At 28.9% G+C, this 21,170-nt stretch carries 25 protein-coding genes; 6 read left to right on the top strand and 19 right to left on the bottom strand.

The annotated features are described in order from the left end of the window. Positions 1-81 precede the first annotated feature (81 nt). The 5 genes from trxA to rfaE2 all read right to left on the bottom strand — a co-directional run bounded on the left by trxA (position 82) and on the right by rfaE2 (position 4,727). Positions 82-396, bottom strand: a complete 315-nt coding sequence (gene trxA, locus Q0V09_RS01500) for a thioredoxin (RefSeq protein WP_297404380.1) — start codon at positions 394-396, stop codon at positions 82-84. A 100-nt stretch (positions 397-496) separates the two neighbouring features. Next, a complete protein-coding gene (locus tag Q0V09_RS01495; protein ID WP_297486820.1) occupies positions 497-3,085 on the bottom strand; it encodes an FAD-dependent oxidoreductase in 2,589 nt (862 codons plus the stop codon). A 36-nt stretch (positions 3,086-3,121) separates the two neighbouring features. After that, complete coding sequence (gene tsaB, locus Q0V09_RS01490) at positions 3,122-3,799, bottom strand: tRNA (adenosine(37)-N6)-threonylcarbamoyltransferase complex dimerization subunit type 1 TsaB (RefSeq protein WP_297404376.1); 678 nt, start codon at positions 3,797-3,799, stop codon at positions 3,122-3,124. Beyond that, positions 3,780-4,256, bottom strand: a complete 477-nt coding sequence (gene tsaE, locus Q0V09_RS01485) for a tRNA (adenosine(37)-N6)-threonylcarbamoyltransferase complex ATPase subunit type 1 TsaE (RefSeq protein WP_297404374.1) — start codon at positions 4,254-4,256, stop codon at positions 3,780-3,782. Before tsaE ends, tsaB begins: the two co-directional genes overlap by 20 nt. A gap of 9 nt (positions 4,257-4,265) precedes the next feature. Continuing rightward, on the bottom strand, positions 4,266-4,727 hold the full coding sequence (gene rfaE2 / locus Q0V09_RS01480) for a D-glycero-beta-D-manno-heptose 1-phosphate adenylyltransferase (RefSeq protein ID WP_297404372.1): 462 nt from the start codon (positions 4,725-4,727) through the stop codon (positions 4,266-4,268). 120 nt (positions 4,728-4,847) lie between these two features. Between rfaE2 and ruvC the strand changes: the two genes are divergently transcribed. Then, entirely contained in the window at positions 4,848-5,420 is a 573-nt protein-coding gene (gene ruvC, locus Q0V09_RS01475) for a crossover junction endodeoxyribonuclease RuvC (RefSeq protein WP_297404369.1), read from the top strand. Between the two features lie 43 nt (positions 5,421-5,463). Here ruvC and upp read toward each other — a convergent pair whose 3' ends face one another. Next, positions 5,464-6,087 (bottom strand): uracil phosphoribosyltransferase, encoded by a 624-nt coding sequence (gene upp / locus Q0V09_RS01470; protein WP_297404367.1) that lies wholly within the window; start codon positions 6,085-6,087, stop codon positions 5,464-5,466. 57 nt (positions 6,088-6,144) lie between these two features. Continuing rightward, positions 6,145-6,357, bottom strand: coding sequence for a 50S ribosomal protein L31 (gene rpmE, locus Q0V09_RS01465; protein ID WP_297404365.1), 213 nt, complete (start codon positions 6,355-6,357; stop codon positions 6,145-6,147). A gap of 145 nt (positions 6,358-6,502) precedes the next feature. Between rpmE and Q0V09_RS01460 the strand changes: the two genes are divergently transcribed. After that, positions 6,503-7,123: a ribonuclease H family protein gene (locus Q0V09_RS01460; RefSeq protein WP_297404363.1), complete on the top strand. Its 621-nt coding sequence runs from the start codon at positions 6,503-6,505 to the stop codon at positions 7,121-7,123. Positions 7,124-7,141: 18 nt separating this feature from the next. Continuing rightward, positions 7,142-7,834, top strand: coding sequence for a TIGR02206 family membrane protein (locus tag Q0V09_RS01455; protein ID WP_297404362.1), 693 nt, complete (start codon positions 7,142-7,144; stop codon positions 7,832-7,834). 10 nt (positions 7,835-7,844) lie between these two features. On the opposite strand, the gene Q0V09_RS01450 is transcribed toward Q0V09_RS01455, so the two are convergent. The 7 genes from Q0V09_RS01450 to Q0V09_RS01420 are packed head-to-tail and all read right to left on the bottom strand — an operon-like array spanning position 7,845 to position 14,476. Next, positions 7,845-8,393 (bottom strand): FUSC family protein, encoded by a 549-nt coding sequence (locus tag Q0V09_RS01450; protein WP_297404360.1) that lies wholly within the window; start codon positions 8,391-8,393, stop codon positions 7,845-7,847. A 10-nt stretch (positions 8,394-8,403) separates the two neighbouring features. Further along, positions 8,404-8,982: a YigZ family protein gene (locus Q0V09_RS01445; RefSeq protein ID WP_297486818.1), complete on the bottom strand. Its 579-nt coding sequence runs from the start codon at positions 8,980-8,982 to the stop codon at positions 8,404-8,406. A 12-nt stretch (positions 8,983-8,994) separates the two neighbouring features. Continuing rightward, entirely contained in the window at positions 8,995-9,591 is a 597-nt protein-coding gene (locus tag Q0V09_RS01440; RefSeq protein WP_297404356.1) for a site-2 protease family protein, read from the bottom strand. Positions 9,592-9,619: 28 nt separating this feature from the next. Further along, positions 9,620-10,834, bottom strand: coding sequence for a ComEC/Rec2 family competence protein (locus Q0V09_RS01435; RefSeq protein ID WP_297404354.1), 1,215 nt, complete (start codon positions 10,832-10,834; stop codon positions 9,620-9,622). A 10-nt stretch (positions 10,835-10,844) separates the two neighbouring features. Continuing rightward, entirely contained in the window at positions 10,845-12,137 is a 1,293-nt protein-coding gene (locus Q0V09_RS01430; protein WP_297404352.1) for an MFS transporter, read from the bottom strand. Then, on the bottom strand, positions 12,134-13,300 hold the full coding sequence (locus Q0V09_RS01425; protein ID WP_297486816.1) for a CCA tRNA nucleotidyltransferase: 1,167 nt from the start codon (positions 13,298-13,300) through the stop codon (positions 12,134-12,136). The genes Q0V09_RS01430 and Q0V09_RS01425 overlap by 4 nt, the downstream gene beginning before the upstream one ends. 9 nt (positions 13,301-13,309) lie before the next feature. Continuing rightward, positions 13,310-14,476 (bottom strand): nucleotidyltransferase, encoded by a 1,167-nt coding sequence (locus tag Q0V09_RS01420; protein WP_297486814.1) that lies wholly within the window; start codon positions 14,474-14,476, stop codon positions 13,310-13,312. A 127-nt stretch (positions 14,477-14,603) separates the two neighbouring features. Here Q0V09_RS01420 and Q0V09_RS01415 point away from each other — a divergent pair, with 127 nt between their 5' ends. The 3 genes from Q0V09_RS01415 to modB are packed head-to-tail and all read left to right on the top strand — an operon-like array spanning position 14,604 to position 16,713. Beyond that, a complete protein-coding gene (locus Q0V09_RS01415; protein WP_297404347.1) occupies positions 14,604-15,380 on the top strand; it encodes a type III pantothenate kinase in 777 nt (258 codons plus the stop codon). An 18-nt stretch (positions 15,381-15,398) separates the two neighbouring features. Further along, positions 15,399-16,064 (top strand): molybdate ABC transporter substrate-binding protein, encoded by a 666-nt coding sequence (gene modA / locus Q0V09_RS01410; protein ID WP_297404345.1) that lies wholly within the window; start codon positions 15,399-15,401, stop codon positions 16,062-16,064. Continuing rightward, complete coding sequence (gene modB, locus Q0V09_RS01405; RefSeq protein WP_297404343.1) at positions 16,057-16,713, top strand: molybdate ABC transporter permease subunit; 657 nt, start codon at positions 16,057-16,059, stop codon at positions 16,711-16,713. Before modA ends, modB begins: the two co-directional genes overlap by 8 nt. A 25-nt stretch (positions 16,714-16,738) precedes the next feature. Here modB and frr read toward each other — a convergent pair whose 3' ends face one another. The 5 genes from frr to Q0V09_RS01380 form a co-directional block, all read right to left on the bottom strand. Further along, positions 16,739-17,299, bottom strand: coding sequence for a ribosome recycling factor (gene frr, locus Q0V09_RS01400; protein ID WP_297404341.1), 561 nt, complete (start codon positions 17,297-17,299; stop codon positions 16,739-16,741). 15 nt (positions 17,300-17,314) lie between these two features. Next, positions 17,315-18,031 carry a UMP kinase gene (gene pyrH / locus Q0V09_RS01395; RefSeq protein ID WP_297404340.1) on the bottom strand — a complete coding sequence of 239 codons (717 nt, stop codon included), beginning with the start codon at positions 18,029-18,031 and terminating at the stop codon, positions 17,315-17,317. Positions 18,032-18,112: 81 nt separating this feature from the next. Beyond that, positions 18,113-19,000, bottom strand: a complete 888-nt coding sequence (gene tsf, locus Q0V09_RS01390; protein ID WP_297404339.1) for a translation elongation factor Ts — start codon at positions 18,998-19,000, stop codon at positions 18,113-18,115. Positions 19,001-19,094: 94 nt separating this feature from the next. Then, the gene (gene rpsB / locus Q0V09_RS01385) at positions 19,095-19,835 is read right to left on the bottom strand and encodes a 30S ribosomal protein S2 (protein ID WP_297404338.1); all 741 of its coding nucleotides are present in this window, start codon (positions 19,833-19,835) and stop codon (positions 19,095-19,097) included. A 119-nt stretch (positions 19,836-19,954) separates the two neighbouring features. Beyond that, positions 19,955-20,683, bottom strand: coding sequence for a polyphenol oxidase family protein (locus Q0V09_RS01380; RefSeq protein WP_297404336.1), 729 nt, complete (start codon positions 20,681-20,683; stop codon positions 19,955-19,957). Positions 20,684-21,170 lie beyond the last annotated feature (487 nt).

Here is a 21,170-nt window from a genome sequence, read left to right as displayed (position 1 = left end):
AGTATTTGTAGTATAAATTATATCATAAAACAAAAGAGGTTGCCACTAGCAACCTCTTTTTTTATTTATTATTTATACTTTTTAGTAAGAATTTAGCTTTTCTATAAGTTCAGACTTTTGTCTTAACCCTACGATTTGATCTACTTTCTCTCCATCTTTGAATATTATCATTGTTGGGATACTTCTGATTCCGTACTCTCCAGCTAAATCTCCACTTTCATCTACATTTACTTTTCCTATTACTGCTGACGTTTCAGAAGATAATTCCTCTAAAATTGGAGCTAACATCTTACAAGGTCCACACCAATCTGCCCAGAAATCAACTAAAACAATACCTTTTTTTTCAATTACTTCATTTTTAAAATTAGAGTTATTTAAAGTTAATACATTTGCCATCTTTTCTTCCTCCTTAATACGGAAAACTTCCTATTAAATCTATATGTTTTTATACTTGTACTCTAACACAGAGATACATATTTGTCAATTTAATTCGCCTTTACTTATATAATTTATTCAGTATACGAACTTTATTTTCTCTATCTTTTATTCCATTTAAAATCACTGTTCCTTTTTGGATATCTCCTATTAATATTCCTGATAAAATTTCATCATTTTTAAAATAAACTTTCTTATATTTTAAATATTTTTCATTTTTTTCACTAAGAGAATCCTCTGTTTCTAAAACTCCTCCTGCGGAAAATATCATAGTATCCATTCCTTCAAAAGTTACAGGTTGTATTTGTTCTGTATACGTTTTTTCATCTCCACAAATATTTGCACCTACAACTTTACCTTGTTCGATTGCAACTTGCCAAAGCCCCATTACTGTTCCGTTGTATTCAGCTACATCTCCGCAAGCATAGACATCTTCCATTGACGTTTCCATTTTCTCATTAACAACGATTCCTCTATTTACCATTATACCTGTATTTTCCACCAAATCTTTATTTGGAACAATTCCCGAACTAATAATAACTAAATCAGTATCTAGTTTTAACCCATTTTCCAAACATACTGTTGTTACTTTGTTATCTCCTTCAAACTTTTCAACTTTAGCATTTTTATATAATGTTACTCCACTGTTTTCAATACATTTTTCAAATAGTTCTGATCCCTCTCTATCAAGTTGTCTAGGTAATACCCTTTGCATCATCTCTACAATTGATACTTCAAGTCCTAACTCTTTTAACCCACAAGCAGATTCAAGTCCAAGAATTCCCCCTCCAACAACAACGGCTCTTTCTTTTCCAACTGCATATTTTTTCAACATATCTAAATCTACTTTTTCTCTAATTGTAAATATTCCAGCTAAATTTAGATTTCCCATATTTGGAACCATCGGTCTTGCTCCATTGGCTAAAACAAGTTTATCATAAGTTACTTTCTCCCCTGAAAGAAGCTTTACTATTTTATCTTTAAAACTGATAGAACTTACTCCCTCTCCAAGTCTTAGAGTTATCTTATTTTTCTTATACCAATCTTCAGGTTTAATTAAGAATTTCTCCCTTGAAAGATCCTCTCCTATCATATCTGAAAGCATAGTTCTATAATAGGGATACTCTCTCTCCTTAGAATACATTTCAACTACTGCTCCATCATTTCTCTCTCTTATACTTTGAGCAACTGATACTGCTCCAATTCCACTACCAATTATAACAATTTTTTCAACTTTATTTACCTTAGTAAGTGGCTCTTCCACTTCTGATGGAACAAAAAATTCCTTTCCTACTCCACAAGCTGGACAAACATCAGGTGCATCTATTTGAATATATGATTCTCCACAAACAGTACAAGTCCAAAGCATTAATTTCTTATCTGGATTTAAGTCCTCTTCCACTTCTACAGCCTCTCTTTCAGGTTTCTTTTCTTGATACATATATTCAGCAAAAGTTTTTCCAAAATTGTACCCTTCATTTAATTCATCTCTTGAAGGTCTAAATTTAACTCTTATCCCATCAATAACATTCATTCTAAGTTGATCTAATCTATCTATAATATTTGGAACAGCTTCTCCACTCCAACCATAACTTCCAAAGGCAGACACATATTTCCCTGAATCTACAATGGGATTTAAAGATGTTAAAAGGTTCCAAATTAAAGGAAGTGTATCTCCATTTATAGTTGAGCTTCCAAATAAAATTCCATCAGCTGAACTAAACTCTCTTAAAATTTCACCTTCTAATTTTCCAAAGTTACCAACATCTATTTTATATGGTTTAACCTCTATACTTGAATTATAATCTTTTATTCCCTTTTCAATTTCCTCTGCTAACTCTTCTGTATATCCATAAGCAGTTACATAAGGCATTATTATTTTTTTATGACTTTCTTCTTTAGTTTCAGTTGACCACACTCTATATGTTTCTAACATACCTTTGATTTCACTATCTAAAACAGGACCATGTCCAGGTAGGATAAGATTTATTTCTAAATCTTTTATTTTATCTAGTGCTTCTATAATATATTTTTTAAAGGGACCAAAAATACACATATAATAGTATCTTAAAGCTACCATATAATTTCTTCTTTCACTTTCTGGAAGTTTAGATATAACTATTTCATTGAAACTATAGTGCGCTCCAAAAGAATCACAGGTTATAAGTGTTTTATCTTCCTCTATATATGTATAAATCGAATCTGGCCAATGTAAAAATGGAACTGATAAAAACTTTAAAGTTTTATTTCCAAGAGATAAAGTATCTCCGTGTTCAACTACTATATAAGCAAACTTCTTATTTAATATATTTTCTAAAAATTCTATTGTATTTCTAGAACCAACAACTTTAGCATTAGGCACTAAATCAAGAAGTTTTCCAACAGAACCAGTATGATCTGGTTCTGTATGATCAAGAATTATGTAATCTATCTTTTTCACATCACCAATTGCATCTTCTACTTTTTTTAAATACTCTTCAAATTTATACTCTTTTACAGTTTCAAATACAGCTATTTTTTCGCTACCTTTAACTATGTAGGAGTTGTATGTTGTTCCAAACTCTGTTTCCATTATAATATCAAACACTTTTAATTCTGGATTTAAGGCACCTACCCAATAGATGTCATCTGTTAATTTTACTGACTTCATATTTTTACCTCCTTAGTTTGCATACATTTTTCTATTTTATTTATTTTTGTTTTCTTTTTCTTTTTCAGCTTGAGATTTACTAATATAATACGGTTCTAATGTAAATAAATTATCCTCTTTTTCCACAGCCATTTCTCCAAGTAAAGAAGCTCTTGAAATATTTAATGAGTTTGGCATAAATATTGCCTTATCTCCCATTTTTGCTTTTATAATATCTCTATATATAAAAGCTCCATCTCCTACAAATATAGCTTCCTCATCTATCATATTTAAAATAATATCAAGCTCATCTGCCATATATTCACCTTCTAAAGTTAATTTATCACAGTTACCCTTATATATTCCACAAAATACTCTCTCTTTTCTAGCATCTAACATTGAAACTATTTTTTTATCTCCTATATACATACTAGCTAAAAGGTCAAGTTCATTTATTCCTGCTATAGAAGTTTTAAGTGCATAAGCAAGACCCTTTGCAAGACCTACTCCTATTCTAATTCCTGTAAATGATCCTGGTCCTGTACTTACAGCTACTTTATCTATTTCATTTTTATCTACACCTGTAAGAGTTAATAAACAATCAAGTGTTGTCATTGTTATTGCAGAGTGATTTTGTTTTACATTTAATGTAATCTCTCCTATAACACCTTTCTTATCATCATAAAGGGCCAGTGTCCCTATACTTGTTGATGTATCAATTGCTAAAACCAACATATTCTAACATCTCCTCCTCTTTTTTTGTATCACCTATATATTCAAGTTCTATTTCTCTTATATTTTCACACTCATCACAATATATATATGAAAATTCTATTCTTATATACTTCTTAGGCAATTCAGTTTCAATAATATTTGCCCATTCAATTAATGCTACTCCATCATTATTAATATAATCTTCATACCCTATTTCATATATCTCTTCAGCACTTCCCATTCTATAAACATCAAAGTGATATAAAGGCAATCTTCCATCAGTATACTCCAGTACATAATTAAAAGTTGGACTTTTCAGATTTTCCTTTATTCCAAAAGCTTTGGCAAAAGTTTTACTAAAAGTAGTTTTCCCAGTTCCTAAATCTCCAATTAGAGCTATCACTGTATTTTCAGTTGCATAATCTGCCATTTTTTTTGCAAACTCATCTATCTCTTCAAAAGACATTCTTTTTTTCATAATAACCTCCTATCCTTGAATTTTATTAACTATATTTGTTGTTGATTTTCCCTCTACAAATCCTAAAATTCTAACTTCTCCACCATTTTTTTCAACTATATTTGTTTCTGGCAAATCATCTTTTTCATAATCTCCACCTTTCACATGAATAGATGGTTTTAAATCATCTAGTAGTTCACAAGGAGTATCTTCTGGAAAAATAACTGTATAATCCACTGCTTTCAATCCGCAAAGTAGTTCTGCTCTATCAACCTCTCCATTTATTGGTCTATTTTCACCTTTTAATCTTTTAACTGAAGAATCTGAATTTACTCCTACAATTAAAATATCTCCTTGTCTTTTTGCTTCGTTTAAATATGTTAAGTGTCCTACATGTAAAATATCAAAACAACCATTTGTAAACACAACTTTTTTATTTTGTTTTTTCAACTCTTCTATTAATTTAGAAGCCATAGATCTCTCTAATATCATATACTCTTCTCCTTTATTTATTCTTTTTTACCTTATTATATCATATTCTAAAAAAACTACACACAACTTACAATAGATATTTTATATGGACTATGCTACACTTTTTAAGAGGTGATTTTTTTGAGAATTTTAGGTATTGACCCAGGAACTGCCATTGTAGGATACTCTATTTTAGATTTTAAAGAAAATAAAATGAATCTTATAGAGTATGGTTGTATTTACACACATAAAGATCTTCCTATGGAGGATAGACTCGTACAAATTTTTAATGAATTAGAAATAATTATTGACAAATTTTCTCCACAATTTATGGCTGTAGAAGAACTATTTTTCTTTAAAAACAATAAAACAGTGATAAGTGTTGGCCAAGCTAGAGGAGTTATTTTACTAGCTGGAAGAAAAAATGGTTTAAAAATAGAAAGTTATACTCCCTTACAAGTTAAAATGGGAATAACTGGATATGGAAAAGCTGATAAAAAACAAGTTCAACTTATGGTTCAGAGAGTCTTAAAGTTAGATGAGATTCCAAAACCAGATGATGCTGCTGATGCAATAGCTGTTGCTATTACACATATAAATAGTTTAACAAACTCTTTATATTCACCAAAAGCTATAAAATCTCAAAAATCTGAAAAAGCTATCACTAAAACTAAAATGACAGCTAAAGAGTTTCGTGAGATGATGTTAAAGTAAAAAAGAGTTTCTTGATTTGATCAAGAAACTCTTTATATTTTAATTATTTAGTTCCAAATATTCTATCTCCACAATCACCTAAACCTGGATAAATATAACCGTTCTTATCTAAACCTTGGTCAATTTTAGCTGTGTAAATTGAAACATCTGGATGTGTTTGTAATACTTTTGCAATTCCTTCTGGAGCTGCTACTAAACACATAAATACAATATCTTTTACTCCTGCATTTTTTAAGTAATCAATAGCATATATTGCTGATCCACCAGTTGCTAACATTGGATCTACTAAGATAACTTGCTTTTTATCAATATCAACAGGAAGCTTACAGTAGTAGTATACTGGTTGAAGAGTTTCCTCATCTCTATATACTCCTATATGTCCTATCTTTGCATTTGGAATTAATGAAACTAGTCCATCTACCATTCCTATTCCTGCTCTTAAAATTGGCACAACAGCTATATTCTTTCCTAAAGTATAACCTATTGTTTTCATTAGAGGTGTTTCTACTTCTATTTCTTCTAATACTAAGTTTTTTGTAACTTCGTATGTCATTAATTTTGAAATTTCAGTTAAATTCTCTCTAAATGATTTTGTGTCTGTGTCTTTGTTTCTTAAGTGTGTTAATTTGTGTTGGATTAATGGATGATTTATTTCTATTACTGCCATTTTGGCCTCCTCTTATATTTATACTTAAAAAAAAACAGGACCCAGTCCCGTTTTTCCTTACTTTTTAAGTCCGAATTTTTTGTTAAATTGCTCTACTCTTCCAGCCGCGTCTACGAACTTAGCTTTTCCAGTGTAGAATGGGTGACATTTTGAACATACAGCTATTTTAAGCTCGTCTCCCTTTGCTAAAGTTGATCTTGTTTCAAATTTTTCTCCACAAGTACAATCAACAGTTATAACTTTGTATTCTGGATGAATTCCTTTTCTCATTCTTTTTCACCTTCCTAAAATCTTTCTATTTATCACAAAAGATTTTACCATAAGATTCTACTTTTTGCAACATTTTTTTATCAATTTCTCTTCTTTGTTTATCATATTTATGATAAAATATAATAAAAAATTTTAAAGGAGTTTTATGGCTACTAAATACTACGCTTTTATAATTGAAAGAGAAAATATTAAAGAAGTTGTTACTACTTGGGAAGAGTGTCAGAAAAAAACTAAGGGAAAGGGCGCTAGGTACAAGTCTTTTAAAAAAGAAAATGATGCTTGGGAATGGTTAAATCAAGGTGGGATTTATGAAAACAAAAAAGAAAAAATTGAACTTCTAAAAGAATCACTTAAAGAAGGAATATATTTTGATGCTGGAACTGGTAGAGGAATTGGAGTTGAAGTTAGAGTAACTGATATCATTGGTACCTCTTTACTTCATGAAACTATGCCAGAACATATGATAAATGAGTTTGGAAACTATCATGCTCCTAAGGGATCTACTAATAATTATGGAGAATTGATTGGACTTTATTTAGCCATTGACATTGCTTTAAAATTAGGATATAAACATATCTTTGGAGATAGTAAATTAGTTATTGATTACTGGTCAAAGGGAGCTTGTAATAAAACCTCTTTAAATGAAAAAACAATAAATTTAATTTCAAAAACAAGTTTAAGAAGAGTAAAATTTCAAGAGTTAGGAGGAGTAATAGAACACGTTTCTGGAGATATTAATCCTGCTGATCTTGGGTTTCACAAATAAAAATAAAAGGAGTTTTAAATGGAATTTGAACTTTTTAGTAAACTACATATTTTTTATTTATTGGGATATTCTATATTTTTCACAATTTTATATTTTATAGTATCTCTTAATAGAGATCCCAGTAGAGTTATGAGGTATATATCTATTTCAATTCTTGGAATAAAATGTATTGAGCTTTTTATTCGTTATAAACTTATTGGAGAAGCTTGGACTCATCTTTTACCTCTACATCTTTGTAATATTGTTTTAATTTTTGCAATTTTTGGAAATATTTTCAGATTCAAACCCTTTCTATATGCTGAATTTTTTTGGTCAATTGGGGCTTTGTTTGCAATTTTAACACCTGAAATTAGAAATAATTTTCCTGATTTTTTCAATATTAGTTTTTTTTCAACTCACTTTTATATTATTTTTACAGCTATTGTTGAATATAGAGTTTTTGATTTAAGACCAACTCTTGTTAATTGGTTAGGTTCACTCTTATCTCTAAATTTAATATCGGTTGGTGTTTTTTTAATCAACTCAGTTCTAGGAACTAACTATTTATACATTAGTAAAAAACCAACTTTCAACTCCCCTCTTAACTATTTAGGAGATTGGCCAAACTATATTATCTCTGTAGAGATCATATACATTGTTTTAACTTTAATGTTGCTTTTCCTATTTAAAAATGGAAAGTTAAAAAGAAAAAAATTTAAGCAGATAGACTAATCTCTATCTGCTATTTTTTCCTTGCTATTTTTTTTATTATTTTCTTAGCTCGTTCTGTATGTTTTATATGTTTATACTCTCCATTTAATATCCAATTGATAGTCAAGCATATAACAACTCCTAAAATTGTTGTTAAAATCCTTTTAAATGCCCACTCATATGGGTTTCTCCCATCCATATTTGTAGCAATTCCTAAAAACACAATGCAAGCTATTGTATTTGATGTATGCATTTTTATTAAATATGTAGAACAGAATATTATTATTACTAAAAATAGTGATATTCCTAATACTTGATGTATGCTTTCTGGGTCATAACCTATTAAATAAATAGATAAAAGTCCTATGCTTCCCCCCACCATTGTTCCTGCACATCTTTGTAATCCAGCTTTTAAGGAGTTACTTAAATCTCCCTGTAAACAAGATACTGCTGCAATTGATGCATAAAATGGATTCACATCAAACTTAACTTTTAAAATGTACACACAAAAGAATACTGATATTGATATTCTTAAACATTTATTTATCACTGCTTTAAATTCATCATCTATTTTTTTCATCTTTACACCTTTATATTTCTATTATTAATAAACCTTTCATCTCTTTTAAATTTTCACATGTTTTTTCTGAAATAGAAACTCTGTATGTCACTTTTTCATTGTAATCTTTTTCTATAACTTCATCTTCATTTTCAAGTATTATACTATCTACATCTCCTATTCGTTCATAAGAAAAATCAAGTAAATAGTTCTTCCTCTCTATAAATTCAATAATTCCAGCCTCTTGAACTGCAAGTTTTGCTGTTTTAGCATAGTTTCTTACAAGACCTCCAGCTCCTAATTTTATTCCTCCAAAATATCTTGTAGCAACAACAACAATATTGTTAACATCCATATATGTTAGTATCTCTCCCATTGGTTTCCCAGCAGTTCCACTAGGTTCTCCATTATCATCTGCTTTAAAATACTCCTGTCCATTATCAATAACTCTATATACTGTGCAGTTATGTGTTGCTGTTGGGTGCATCTCATTTATCATTCTTATAAAATCTTCAGCTTCCTCTTTTGAAGATATAGGTTTTGCATAACCTATAAATTTTGACTTCCTTTCTTCGAACTCTATTCTAACTTGTTTTTTTATACTATTCATTCTTACTCCTACTTATCTAATTATTATATCTATAAATCTTAATATCCAAGAGTAGATTGGATTTAATATTCGTGACAATATTCCAAAATAGCTAAGACCAATTACAATAAAAAGTCCATATCTATCCATACTAAAAACTTTCCATCTATCCTGTCCATCTAAAAAAGAGGCCACAACTCTCGATCCATCTAAAGGTGGTATTGGTAACAAGTTAAATGTCCCTAAAACCATATTTATAACTATAAAATATATTGTTACTGGATTTAACTGTACTATATTGAACTTTATCAAAAGAACACAAATAAACATTAAAAGATAGTTCATCATAGCTCCTGCTATTGCAACTAAGAACTCTCCTATTCTACCATTCCTAAAAGCTCCATAATTTACTGGAACAGGCTTTGCCCATCCAATAACATAAGTAGAACCACTAAGTAACATTAAAATAGGTAAAAGTGTTCCAGCTGGATCTAAATGGTTAATTGGATTTAATGACAATCTTCCTGAATATTTAGCTGTTTTATCCCCACAAAAATATGCCATATATCCGTGGGCTAATTCGTGTAATACTAATGAAAACAATAAAATTATTATTTTTAAGACTATCATATTATCACCTCAATATAGATTACCATAACTATAATTCCAATGTCAAATATGGAATATTCTCCAGTACGTCAACACTCTTCATAAAAAATAAGTACATAAAATAGGTAATATAAGACCCTATCCACCCTAAAGAAAAGAATGATAAAAACAGATTAAAAAATGCAAATAATACAAATAAACTTCCAATTGGAATTAAAATAAAATTACTTATAAAAGAAAATATCTGAATATTTTTAAAGAAAATAAAAGTTATTGGCATCATACAAATTTGAATAGTTAAAATCAATATTAACGAATTTATAATTTTTTTAAACTTAAATTTTGGAATTATTGGATATACATATATTATTGAAAAAACTGCCCCATAAGACATTATAAATGATATACTATATAACCATTGTGGATTTATAATTAAAGATACTATAAAAGCTACACACAAACTTTTTTTACTATTTACTTTTTCATATAATATATTCCCCAGAAGATATATACATCCCATAATATATGCTCTAAAAACACTTGGGCTTAAACCAATTGAAAACACATATATACTTAAAAATATCATAGCTAAAGAATACCTAATTTCCTTTTTCATTTTAAATATTTTTAAAAAATTTAATATTCCGTAAATTATAATAGATATGTGTAGTCCTGATATTACAAGCAGATGAGAAATTCCTATTTTCCTAAATTTTTTTACAAGCTCATAATCAAGTAACTCTCCCTCTCCTAAAATTATTCCCTTATAAAAATTCTCAAAATCACTTCCGAAATCCTCAGTTATACTTTCTATATTTTTCTTAAAATACTCCTTAAAAAAGTTACTATCTTTCTCTACAATATCTGGTACTATTTTATAATAATTTCCCCATGATTTTCTTGTTATTTTTTCCACAGTCCCATTTAAAAATATATCACTATCTTCCACTCTATCCACTAAAAAATACATTCTTTTCAAAGGAAATTTTCCATCTATTTTATTTATTTTTCCTCTTCCAGATATCACACTTCCCTCTATATCAACAACATCACCAACAGATACTATATCTTTATATATTTTTGTATCTAATCTATATAAAAATATAGTTAAAATTAAAGCTATGAAAACTGATATCTTCCTATTGTAAAAAAAAGATACTCCTACAACTATAATTGATAGAAAAATACATATAAAAAATGGGAAATAGTAAAAACTAACTCCTATTATTCCCAAAGAAAAAACAATAAGATAAATAGTTTCCACTATCTCCCTCCTATTCCTTATATTTAAAATAAAATATATATGAAACAACAAAAGATACAACAGAAAATAATGCTGATGAATATATCCCAAACTTTGTAACCTCTCCCACTCCTTTTAAAACTAACATTAGAGGTAGAGTTACTATTGATATTAAAAATGCCATTTTCAGAAAAAATCCCTGAATTCCAAAACAAACACCTTCAATTCTATCTCCAATTTTTATACTGATCTTATCACTTAAATCACTCATCATAGCTGGAGGAAAAATAAAAGCTGCTCCTGATATTGGAACTCCCAAAAGAGCAAATATTACAAATCCATATTTTGCTGGTATTCCTCTTCCTAAAAATATCATTAAAAGAGTTAAAACTCCTAGCATTACCAGTGACAAAAGCATCAGTTTCCTATACCCATATTTTTTAGATAGCTTATTTATTGGATAGAAAAATAGTGCCGAAAATCCAAATAAAAGTGCTGATGCGACAGTTATCATCTCTTTTCCATATCCCATAATATCTTCAACATAGTAGTTCATCATAGCTCTTAAAGAATTGAATCCTACAAAGAAAAACATCATTCCTAAAAGGTAATATCTGAAATTTTTATCCTTTAAAACTTCCTTTAAAATATGTTTGATATGTGATTTATTTTCAACAGGTCTTGAATATTTTTTTTCTGGAACTAAAAATACAGTTATTAATATTCCAATTGCTGATATTATACTTAAAATCATAACCATTCCTCTTATTCCAACTAAAGGATTTCCATTTCCTATTATTTTTATAAGAGCACCTGGTAATATCATAGCAACAGCACTATAAATTAATCTAAATACTGATTGCCACGTAGAAAGGTCTAATCTCTCCTCTGATGTACTTCCTATCTCTGGTATAAGTGCGTTATAGGGTGCTCCTACAATAGTGTAAAATACGAAGAATAAAGAGCCCACAATAGCCAAGTATATAAATGTACTCATTTCACTTGTTCTTGGTGGATAAAAAAATGCAACTGTTGATAATGAAAGTGGTATTGCTCCAATCGCTATAAATGGTATTCTTCTTCCCCACTTACTATTAAATCTATCTGAAAGATACCCAACAACTGGATCTGACACCATATCCACTAATCTTGAAAGAGCCAGAGCTAAAGATATTAAAGCAGGAGCTAAAAAAGGCTTTAATCCTGAATTTTCTGGTGGCAAATAAAAATATAAAATCCACTGTGCAAATATTTGATCTACTATTGCATAACTTACTCCTATTCCATAAAAAATCTGTATGTTTAAAGGTATTCTTTTTTTCACAACATCTCCTTGGCTTTTTCAATTAAAAGCTCTTTTCTATTAATATTTGGCTCCTTTAAAATTATCTCCATTAAAAGCAGTAAAAGCTCTTTTATTTTAGGACCTGAACTTATTCCAATATCCATTAAGTCTTTTCCATTAACTTTTAAATCTTTTAGCTCTATTGGGTCACTATTTTCAATAATTTCATTAAAAATACTCTCTACTTTTCTTAATCTTTTTACTTCCAATATGTTTTTTAAAACATTAGCACCATATATATTTAAAAACTTCCTTATACTATATTTAGTATCTAATTTTTCAACTTCATCGTAAGTTTTTATACTATTTTCAATCTCTATTTTTAATCTTTTTTCTATTTTTAATTTTTTTAATTCTTCTAAGTTTTCCTTAGAAAATAAAAATATCAAACTTAACTTAATGCTTCCTGAAATATTACTAATTTTCTCTAAATTTTGATTTTTCTCTATATCTCTTTGAAGTTTTGGAAAAATACCTTGCAAAGTTTTAAGTTCAACTAGTTTCTTCATGCCAAAATATATATTTTCACTTTTAAATATTTTAAAAATCTCCTCTTGAACTCTTTCCATAGATATATTTTTTAAACTATCTCTTTCTAAAAACATAAATTTTTCTGTTTCTTTATCTATTTCCATACTCTTCTCTGTAGCTATTCTAATTCCTCTTAAAAGTCTTAATGGATCCTCTTTAATTCTTTCTCTTCCCTCTCCTACAAATCTAATAACTTTATTTTTTATATCCTCTTTAGACAGTTCACTTTCATAAATTAATTTTTCACCATTAAAAGCTATGGCATTTACTGTAAAATCTCTTCTTTTTAAATCTTCATAAATATCATTTACAAACTCAATTTGAAGTTTATTTCTTTCCTTTGTAAAATCACTATCTCTTCTTAATTTAGCTATTTCATAGGCTTTTCCTTTATAATTAATCTGAACTATTCCAAAAGTTTTTCCTATCTCCTTTGGATTATATTTTTTAAAGATGTGCAAAAGTTTTTCATAATCTATATCTGTACAAAAGTCGCAATCTTTAGGTTTTACTCCCAGTAATTTATCTCTAACATATCCACCTACAATATACCCTTTTCCATGCATATTTAGTATTTTTAAAATCTCATTTAACTCTTTTTCTATCTCCATAATCACATCCTATTTTATCATTACTGGTATCTTTTCATCTTCATAAAAATTTAATATACTGTAAATTCTATCAGATACTTCATTTAACTCTAACAACTCTTTCTCTTTATCTGTTAATATTTTTTTTATATTTTTTAAAGATGTTAATACTTTTATACTTTCATCCTCTTTTTTTAATTGCTTTAAATACTCTCTACCTCTTTGAGTAAATCCCAAAACCCTTATATATGGAACTTTTACTTTCACTTCTTTTGTTATATCTTTAGTTATATTTAAAAGTATATGTATAAGTATTCTTTGAATCCTTCCTAAGGTATATCTTTTTGTTGAGATATCATTAAAAAAATCTATATATTCTCTATTTTTTAAAGCTGAAGAGTATAATCTATTTGAAAATCCATCTTCAACATCTTGAATATTTTCAAGATTTTCTCTCTCTAAAAGTATTCTATATCTTATAAGTTCATAAAACATCTCTAATTTTACAGTATTCCCATTTAATATAGACTCTGTTAGTATTTTATATGTTACCTCAGGAACAACATCTTTAAAACAACTACTCTCTTCTAACCTCTTTCTTATTCCTGTTGCACTAGATATTCCATCTATACACTCATGTGTATAATAACCTGATTTCTCTCTTTTAATTGCAACTGGTTCAATTGAACTTTTCCAGAACTTTATCCCTTTAATATATTCAACTCCCAATATATCATTTGAATTTAAAGAATCCTCTTCTCCTAAGTTTTTTAAAGCTAAAGAATAAGCTGTTGGATATGAATTTCCATCTTTTAAATATTTTTTTAAACTCTCTTGAAACTCCTTATTTTCCTCTAATTTTGCTATTTTTTCTAAACTTTCTACATCTCCTGTTTCTGATCCAAATACAAGTTTACAAACTTTAAGTTCATTTAATATTCCAACTGCTCCTCTTGAAAATATCTCTGCACTTTGTGTTGAATAAAACACTGGTAGTTCAACAATAATATCTACTCCACTACTTAATGCCATTTTTGTTCTTTCCCACTTATTTACAACAGCTGGCTCTCCCCTTTGAACAAAGTTTCCACTCATTACTGCAACGACAATATCTCCATATTCCCTAGCTTTATCACAATGATACTTATGACCATTATGAAAAGGATTATATTCTACTACTATTCCAACACCTTTCATTTACACCACCTATAAAATATCTATTTTTAATATTATAATTCATTTTTTATTAATATCCCATTAAATTTTACATTTTTTCTTTTTTAGTTTATAATAGAAATTATTTAAATTTATAGGTGGTGATTTAATGCTTTTAGCTGTAGATATTGGAAATACTCATATTACTACAGGATTATTTGATTCAACAGGAAAAGTTTTACTTAGCTTTCGAATTGCTTCAAACGAAAAAATAACAGAGGATGAATTTTTCTCTTACTTAAAAAATATATCTGACTTTAATGAAATTGAAATTAAAAAATTAAATGGAATTATCATATCATCAGTAGTTCCAAATCTAATAACAATATTTCAATTTTTAGGAAGAAAATATTTTCAAATTGAACCTACAATAGTAGATTTAAACTTAAATATTCCATTTACCTTTGCAGAAAATCTGCAAGTTACTGGATTTGGTGCTGATAGAATAATTGATATAACTCAAGCTATTTTAGACTTTCCAAATAAAAACTTAGTTATTTTTGATTTAGGAACTGCAACAACTTATGAAGTTTTAGAAAATGGAATATATATTGGTGGAGGTATTTTACCTGGAATTGAAATGTCTATTAATGCTCTTTTTGGGAATACTGCTAAGCTTCCAAAAGTTAAATTTAGCACTCCTGAAAGTGTTTTAGGTAGAAATACTGCTGAACAAATTCAAGCTGGTATATTTTATGGATATGCTGGTCAACTAATTCATATTATTCAAGAGATAAAAAAAATAGTTAAAGATCCATATGTTATTGCAACAGGTGGTCTTGGAAAGATCCTTTTTGCTCAAATAAATGAAATTGATGAGTACTGTCCAGAACTAAGTTTAAAAGGACTTTTCTCTCTATATCAAATTAATAAAAAAAATAGTTAAAATAAGGAGGTTATTCTTTTGAAATCTTTTATCATTACATTTTTTCTAATAATGAATACTTTAATTTTCTCTCAAAGTATCACTATTAGTGGTGCTGCTTCTTTAAAAGAATATTTAGAAAAAAATATTAAAGCTTATGAAAAAACTCACAATACTAAATTTAATCTGAATTTAGGCAGTTCAGGAACTTTAAAAAAGCAACTAGAACAAGGTGCTCCAGTCGATATAATTTTTCTTGCAAATAAAGGATACATTGAAAATTTAAAAAAGAATGAATATATTGAAAATACAAAAGATATATTAAAAAATAAGTTAGTTTTAATAAAAAATGATAATGTTCCTGGAAAAGATATTACTTTAGCCATTGGAAACCCAAGTTTTGTTCCTGCAGGTAAATATGCTGCTGAAGTTTTAAAGAATAAAAAATTAAACTTTAACTATGAAACTATATATGCTAAAGATGTTAGAAGTGTTTTAAATTATGTTGAACTTGGTGAAGTTAATTATGGTATCGTTTATCTCACTGATACAAAACTACTTAAAAACTCTAAAATTGTAGAAACTTTTGATGATTCACTACACTCTCCTATTATTTATTCTTTAGGAATAGTGACAGATTCAAAAATGAAAAAAGAAAGTCTTAATTTTATTAATTTTTTAAAAGGAAAAAATTGGAATGATTAATAGTTTAAAAATCTCCATTATTGTCACTATTTCAGCGACTCTTTTTAATCTTTTTTTCAGTATCTTTCTATACTTTTATAAAGATTTTAAAAAATGCAAAATAAAAAAAATATTGGAATTTTTTATAACTTTACCTATTTTTCTTCCTCCATCTGTTCTTGGTTATATTTTAATTATATATCTAGGTCGAAGTAGTTTTATTGGTAGATTTTTAGAAAGGTTTTTTGATTTTAAAATACTTTTCACAATTAATGGTGCAATTCTTGCAGCTACAATTGTTTCTCTTCCAATTGTCTATCAAAATATAAAAGTAGCCTTTGATAGTATAGACTATGTTTATATTGAAACAGGTAAATGCTTAGGTGTTAATTTTTTTCAAATGTTAATACATATCTATCTACCTCTCACATATAATAAAATCATAAGTGGAGTACTACTTGGATTTGGAAGAGCTTTTGGAGAGTTTGGAGCCACTATTTTAATAGCTGGGAATATTCCAGGAAGAACACAAACCCTTCCTTTAGCACTTTACTCTGCCATTGAATCAGGAGAAAATACCCAAGCTAAAATCTTACTCATAACTCTTTTTACCTTTAGTAGTTTGCTTTTATCAATATATATTTTCTTTACAAAAAAAAGAGCTGACTAAACATCAGCTCTTTCAATACATCTAACTATACAGTTGTAATTTCTTTCTCTTTTGTTGCTAAAGCTTGGTCAATAGCTTTGATTGTAGCATCAGTTAACTTTTGAACCTCATCTTCCAATCTTTTTAAATCGTCTTCTGTGATTTCTCCGTCTTTTTCTAACTTTCTAAGACCGTTGTTCATATCTTTTCTTACGTTTCTTGCAGCAACTTTACCGTTTTCTGCTTCACTTTTAGCTAACTTTACATACTCTTTTCTTCTGTCTGCAGTTAACTCAGGTATCATTAATCTAATTACTTTTCCATCATTATTAGGAGTTAATCCTAAGTTTGATAACATAATTGATTTTTCTATAGCTGGTATAACAGATTTATCCCAAGGATCGATTACTAATAATCTAGCTTCTGGTGCAGAAACTGATCCTATTTGATTTAATGGCATTTCAGAACCGTATTGAACTACTTTAATACCATCAAGCATAGAGATGTTAGCTCTTCCTGCTCTGATTCCAGTGAACTTGTGCTTTGTTGATTCTATTGCTTTACTCATTTTTTCTTTACATTCGTTCATTAAAACTTGTCCGCTCATTTTTATCCTCCTAAATTATCCATTTATTACAGTAGTTCCGATCTCTTCACCTAAAACTACTCTTTTTATATTTCCTTCAGTTAATGAATCAAAAACAACGATTGGTAAATGATTATCTCTACATAAAGATATTGCTGCTGCATCCATCACTTTTAAGTTCTTATTTAATACTTCTGTATAAGTAACTTCTTTATATTTTTTTGCATCTGCAAATTTCACAGGATCTTTATCATAAATTCCATCTACTTTTGTTGCTTTTATAACAACATCAGCATTCATTTCAATTGCTCTTAAAGCTGCTGCTGTATCAGTTGTAAAATATGGATTTCCAGTTCCTGCTCCAAATATTACAACTCTACCTTTTTCAAGGTGTCTTTGAGCCTTTCTTTTAATAAAAGGTTCAGCTATTTGTGGCATTTCAATTGCTGTCTGTACTCTTGTTGGTACACCTATTGATTCCACTGCGTTTTGAAGAGCCATTGCATTTATTACTGTTGCTAGCATACCCATATGATCTCCAGTAACTCTATCGATTCCTTGTTCTGTCCCAGATAATCCTCTAAAGATATTTCCTCCACCGATAACTACTCCAACTTCAATTCCTAGGTCTACTATTTCTTTTATTTGTTTAGCATATGAAGTTATTGTTTCTGATGAGATCCCAAACTCTTGATCTCCCATTAAAGCTTCTCCACTTAATTTTAAAAGAATTCTTTTATAAATTGGCTTCATTTCAAAACTCTCCTCTTTAATTATTATTTTTCTCTAAAAAAAGGGGTGCTAAGTCGCACCCCTATGCTTTTGTTGTATTAATTACGCGTTAAGTTGAGCTGCAACTTCTGCTGCGAAGTCTACTTCTTCTCTTTCAATTCCGTCTCCAACTTTGTATCTTACAAAGTTAACTACTTTCATATCTCCTGCGTATTGTGCAACTGTTTCTTTGTGTTCAGCTTTTACGAAGATTTGGTCTACTAAACAGTTATCCTCATAGAATTTGTTCATTTTTCCGATTAATATCTTTTCAATGATTTGTGCTGGTTTTCCTTCAGCTTCTAATTGGTGTCTAGCGATTTCTCTCTCTCTGTCTAAATCGTCAGTTGTAACAACAGATCTATCAATGTAAGATGGATCCATAGCTGCTACGTGCATAGCGATATCTTTAGCTTTAGTTATGTTTGCTTCTGAAGCATCTCCAGCTAACTCAACGATAACTCCTAATTTTCCACCTAAGTGATTGTAAGTAGTTACAAATCCTTCAGTAGTTATTTTTTCAAATCTTCTTAAAGACATATTTTCTCCGATTTTAGCGATTAAATCAGTTATTGTAGTTTCAACTGTTTTACCGTTTAAATCAGCAGCTTTTAAGTCCTCTATAGTTTTGATTTCTGGTCTTAAAGCAATTTCAGTCATAGCAAGACCTAAAGCTTTAAACTCATCATTTTTAGTAACAAAGTCAGTTTCAGAGTTAAACTCTAATACTACTGCTGTTTTGTGATCATCAGATACAGCGTCATAAATTAACCCTTCTGCTGCAGTTCTTCCTGATTTTTTAGCTGCTTTAGCAATTCCTTTTTCTCTTAATAAGTCAATTGCTTTTTCTATATCTCCAGCAGTTTCAGTTAATGCTTTTTTACAATCCATCATTCCTGCTGCAGTTCTATCTCTTAGTTCTTTTACTAATTTTGCTGTAATTTCTGCCATTTTATTTCCTCCTAAAGTTTTTAGAATTATTTTTTTCTATATAGTATAAGGAATTGAGTGCAAGCACTCAATTCCATAAATGTTCAACTATTAATTACTCAGCTGATCCTTCTTCTACAGATGCATCAGTTGCAACTTCAGCGTTTTCTTTACCTTGGTTACCTTCGATTATAGCATTAGCCATAACTGAAGAAATTAATTTTACTGATCTTATAGCGTCATCGTTTGAAGGAATTGGGTAAGTTATTAAATCAGGATCTACATTTGTATCGATCATAGCGAATACAGGGATTCCTAATTTAGCAGCTTCTACTACTGCAAGAGTTTCTTTCTTAACGTCTACTACGAATATAGCAGCAGGAGCTTCTTTCATATCTTTAATTCCAGATAAGTTCTTAGATAATTTTACTAATTCTTTTCTGAAGTTAGCAGCCTCTTTCTTAGTGTAAGCTGTATCTAAAGTTCCATCTTTATCCATTCTCTCTAACTCTTTTAATCTTTCTACTCTAGCTTGGATAGTTTTGTAGTTTGTTAACATTCCACCTAACCATCTGTTGTTTACGTAGAACATTCCTGATCTTTCAGCTTGATCTTTTACAGCTTCTTGAGCTTGCTTTTTAGTTCCTACGAATAATACTTTTCCACCTTTTGCTGCGATTTCTCTCATTACAGCATAAGCTTCCTCTATTTTCTTTAAAGATTTGTGTAAATCGATTACATGAATTCCGTTTCTCTCTGTGAAGATGTATTTAGACATCTTAGGGTTCCATCTTTTAGCTTGGTGTCCAAAGTGAACTCCAGCTTCAAGTAATTGCTTCATTGTTATTACTGCCATTTTTAATTCCTCCTATTTTTTGGTTATTTCTTCCATTGATCTCAAAACTAAACATCCCAAAGGGCACCTTGTTTAGAAATAATCAATGTGCATTTTATTAGCAAATAATTCTATCATTTTTACATGCTTTTGTCAAGGAAAATATAGGCTCCATTCCTACCTGAGTGGTTTTTATCTCTCCTATATGAATGGAATTTTTCATTTGTAAAAGTACAATTTATATCTTTATATATATAATCACTCTTTACTCCTGCATTTATAAATAAGTTATAGTTAAATCTTCCATTATCAAAATACATATTTCCATTTTTTACAAGAAATACATCTTTTAATATTTCTTTAGAATATTTTTCTTTAAATTTTAAATAAAAATCTCTTTGTACTTCATATTTATAAACACTAATACCTATTCCTATTCCTATTCTTAAATTTTCTTTTTTTACATTAAACTCTTTTTCCAAAAGTTCTATAGCTTTTAATCCAATACCTTTATAACTTCCTTCCCAGCCAGAATGAATACAACCAAAGGCTTTCGTCTTTTTATCAAAAAAGAATAAAGGTAAACAATCTGCATATTTTGTAAAAATAACTACATCTTTTTCATTTGTTATAAAACCATCCGTATCATCACTATATAAATCACTATCTTTTCTAATAATTTTTATATTATCAGAGTGTGTTTGATGACCTGAATAAACTTTTCTGTCTTTTATATTTAACTTTTCCAATGCCTCTTCTCTTGAATGATCCTCTTGAAAATTTCCCATTTCAACTGTTGTATATATTGCATTTACACCCAACTCTTCAAACTCTTTCAATTGAAAATATCCATCTTTTTCTTTAAACATAAACAACTCCTAATTAATTTCTTTTAACTCTTTTCTAAAAGCTAATGTCTTTTTTATTTTTTCACAAGTTTTTCCAAAATCTTTATAATTTAATGTTTGATCTCCATCAGATAAAGCACACTTTGGATTAGCATGAACCTCTATCATTGCCCCATCTGCTCCTGCTAAAATACACCCTATAGTCACAGGTTCAACCAAACTTCTTTTTCCTGTTCCATGACTAGCATCAATTATTATTGGTAAATGACATTTTTCTTTTAATAGAGCTATTCCATTTATATCAACTGTATTTCTTGTAGCAATTTCAAAAGTTCTTATTCCTCTCTCACAAAGAATAACATTTTTATTACCAAAAGCCACAATATACTCAGCTGCCATTAAAAAATCTCTCAATGTTGCACTCATTCCTCTTTTTAACAGAATTGGCTTATCTGTTTTTCCAGATCGGAAGAGCACACGTCTGAACTCCAGTCACGAATTCGTATCT

The organism is uncultured Cetobacterium sp., from assembly GCF_947039425.1.
In the GTDB taxonomy this organism is placed as follows: Bacteria; Fusobacteriota; Fusobacteriia; order Fusobacteriales; family Fusobacteriaceae; genus Cetobacterium_A.
This window is presented reverse-complemented; position numbering and strand designations above follow the sequence as displayed.

Coding starts and splice junctions, on each gene's coding strand:
- rpsB (WP_297404338.1), bottom strand. CDS start 19,835: ATGGCAGTAATAACAATGAAGCAATTACTTGAAGCTGGAGTTCACTTT.
- tsaE (WP_297404374.1), bottom strand. CDS start 4,256: ATGAAAAAAAGAATGTCTTTTGAAGAGATAGATGAGTTTGCAAAAAAA.
- rfaE2 (WP_297404372.1), bottom strand. CDS start 4,727: ATGATATTAGAGAGATCTATGGCTTCTAAATTAATAGAAGAGTTGAAA.
- frr (WP_297404341.1), bottom strand. CDS start 17,299: ATGAGCGGACAAGTTTTAATGAACGAATGTAAAGAAAAAATGAGTAAA.
- Q0V09_RS01445 (WP_297486818.1), bottom strand. CDS start 8,982: ATGAATAGTATAAAAAAACAAGTTAGAATAGAGTTCGAAGAAAGGAAG.
- Q0V09_RS01420 (WP_297486814.1), bottom strand. CDS start 14,476: ATGAAAGGTGTTGGAATAGTAGTAGAATATAATCCTTTTCATAATGGT.
- Q0V09_RS01425 (WP_297486816.1), bottom strand. CDS start 13,300: ATGGAGATAGAAAAAGAGTTAAATGAGATTTTAAAAATACTAAATATG.
- trxA (WP_297404380.1), bottom strand. CDS start 396: ATGGCAAATGTATTAACTTTAAATAACTCTAATTTTAAAAATGAAGTA.
- Q0V09_RS01455 (WP_297404362.1), top strand. CDS start 7,142: ATGGAATTTGAACTTTTTAGTAAACTACATATTTTTTATTTATTGGGA.
- Q0V09_RS01440 (WP_297404356.1), bottom strand. CDS start 9,591: ATGATAGTCTTAAAAATAATAATTTTATTGTTTTCATTAGTATTACAC.
- tsaB (WP_297404376.1), bottom strand. CDS start 3,799: ATGTTGGTTTTAGCAATTGATACATCAACAAGTATAGGGACACTGGCC.
- Q0V09_RS01450 (WP_297404360.1), bottom strand. CDS start 8,393: ATGAAAAAAATAGATGATGAATTTAAAGCAGTGATAAATAAATGTTTA.
- Q0V09_RS01495 (WP_297486820.1), bottom strand. CDS start 3,085: ATGAAGTCAGTAAAATTAACAGATGACATCTATTGGGTAGGTGCCTTA.
- Q0V09_RS01380 (WP_297404336.1), bottom strand. CDS start 20,683: ATGTTTAAAGAAAAAGATGGATATTTTCAATTGAAAGAGTTTGAAGAG.
- Q0V09_RS01460 (WP_297404363.1), top strand. CDS start 6,503: ATGGCTACTAAATACTACGCTTTTATAATTGAAAGAGAAAATATTAAA.
- rpmE (WP_297404365.1), bottom strand. CDS start 6,357: ATGAGAAAAGGAATTCATCCAGAATACAAAGTTATAACTGTTGATTGT.
- pyrH (WP_297404340.1), bottom strand. CDS start 18,031: ATGAAGCCAATTTATAAAAGAATTCTTTTAAAATTAAGTGGAGAAGCT.
- modB (WP_297404343.1), top strand. CDS start 16,057: ATGATTAATAGTTTAAAAATCTCCATTATTGTCACTATTTCAGCGACT.
- Q0V09_RS01415 (WP_297404347.1), top strand. CDS start 14,604: ATGCTTTTAGCTGTAGATATTGGAAATACTCATATTACTACAGGATTA.
- upp (WP_297404367.1), bottom strand. CDS start 6,087: ATGGCAGTAATAGAAATAAATCATCCATTAATCCAACACAAATTAACA.
- tsf (WP_297404339.1), bottom strand. CDS start 19,000: ATGGCAGAAATTACAGCAAAATTAGTAAAAGAACTAAGAGATAGAACT.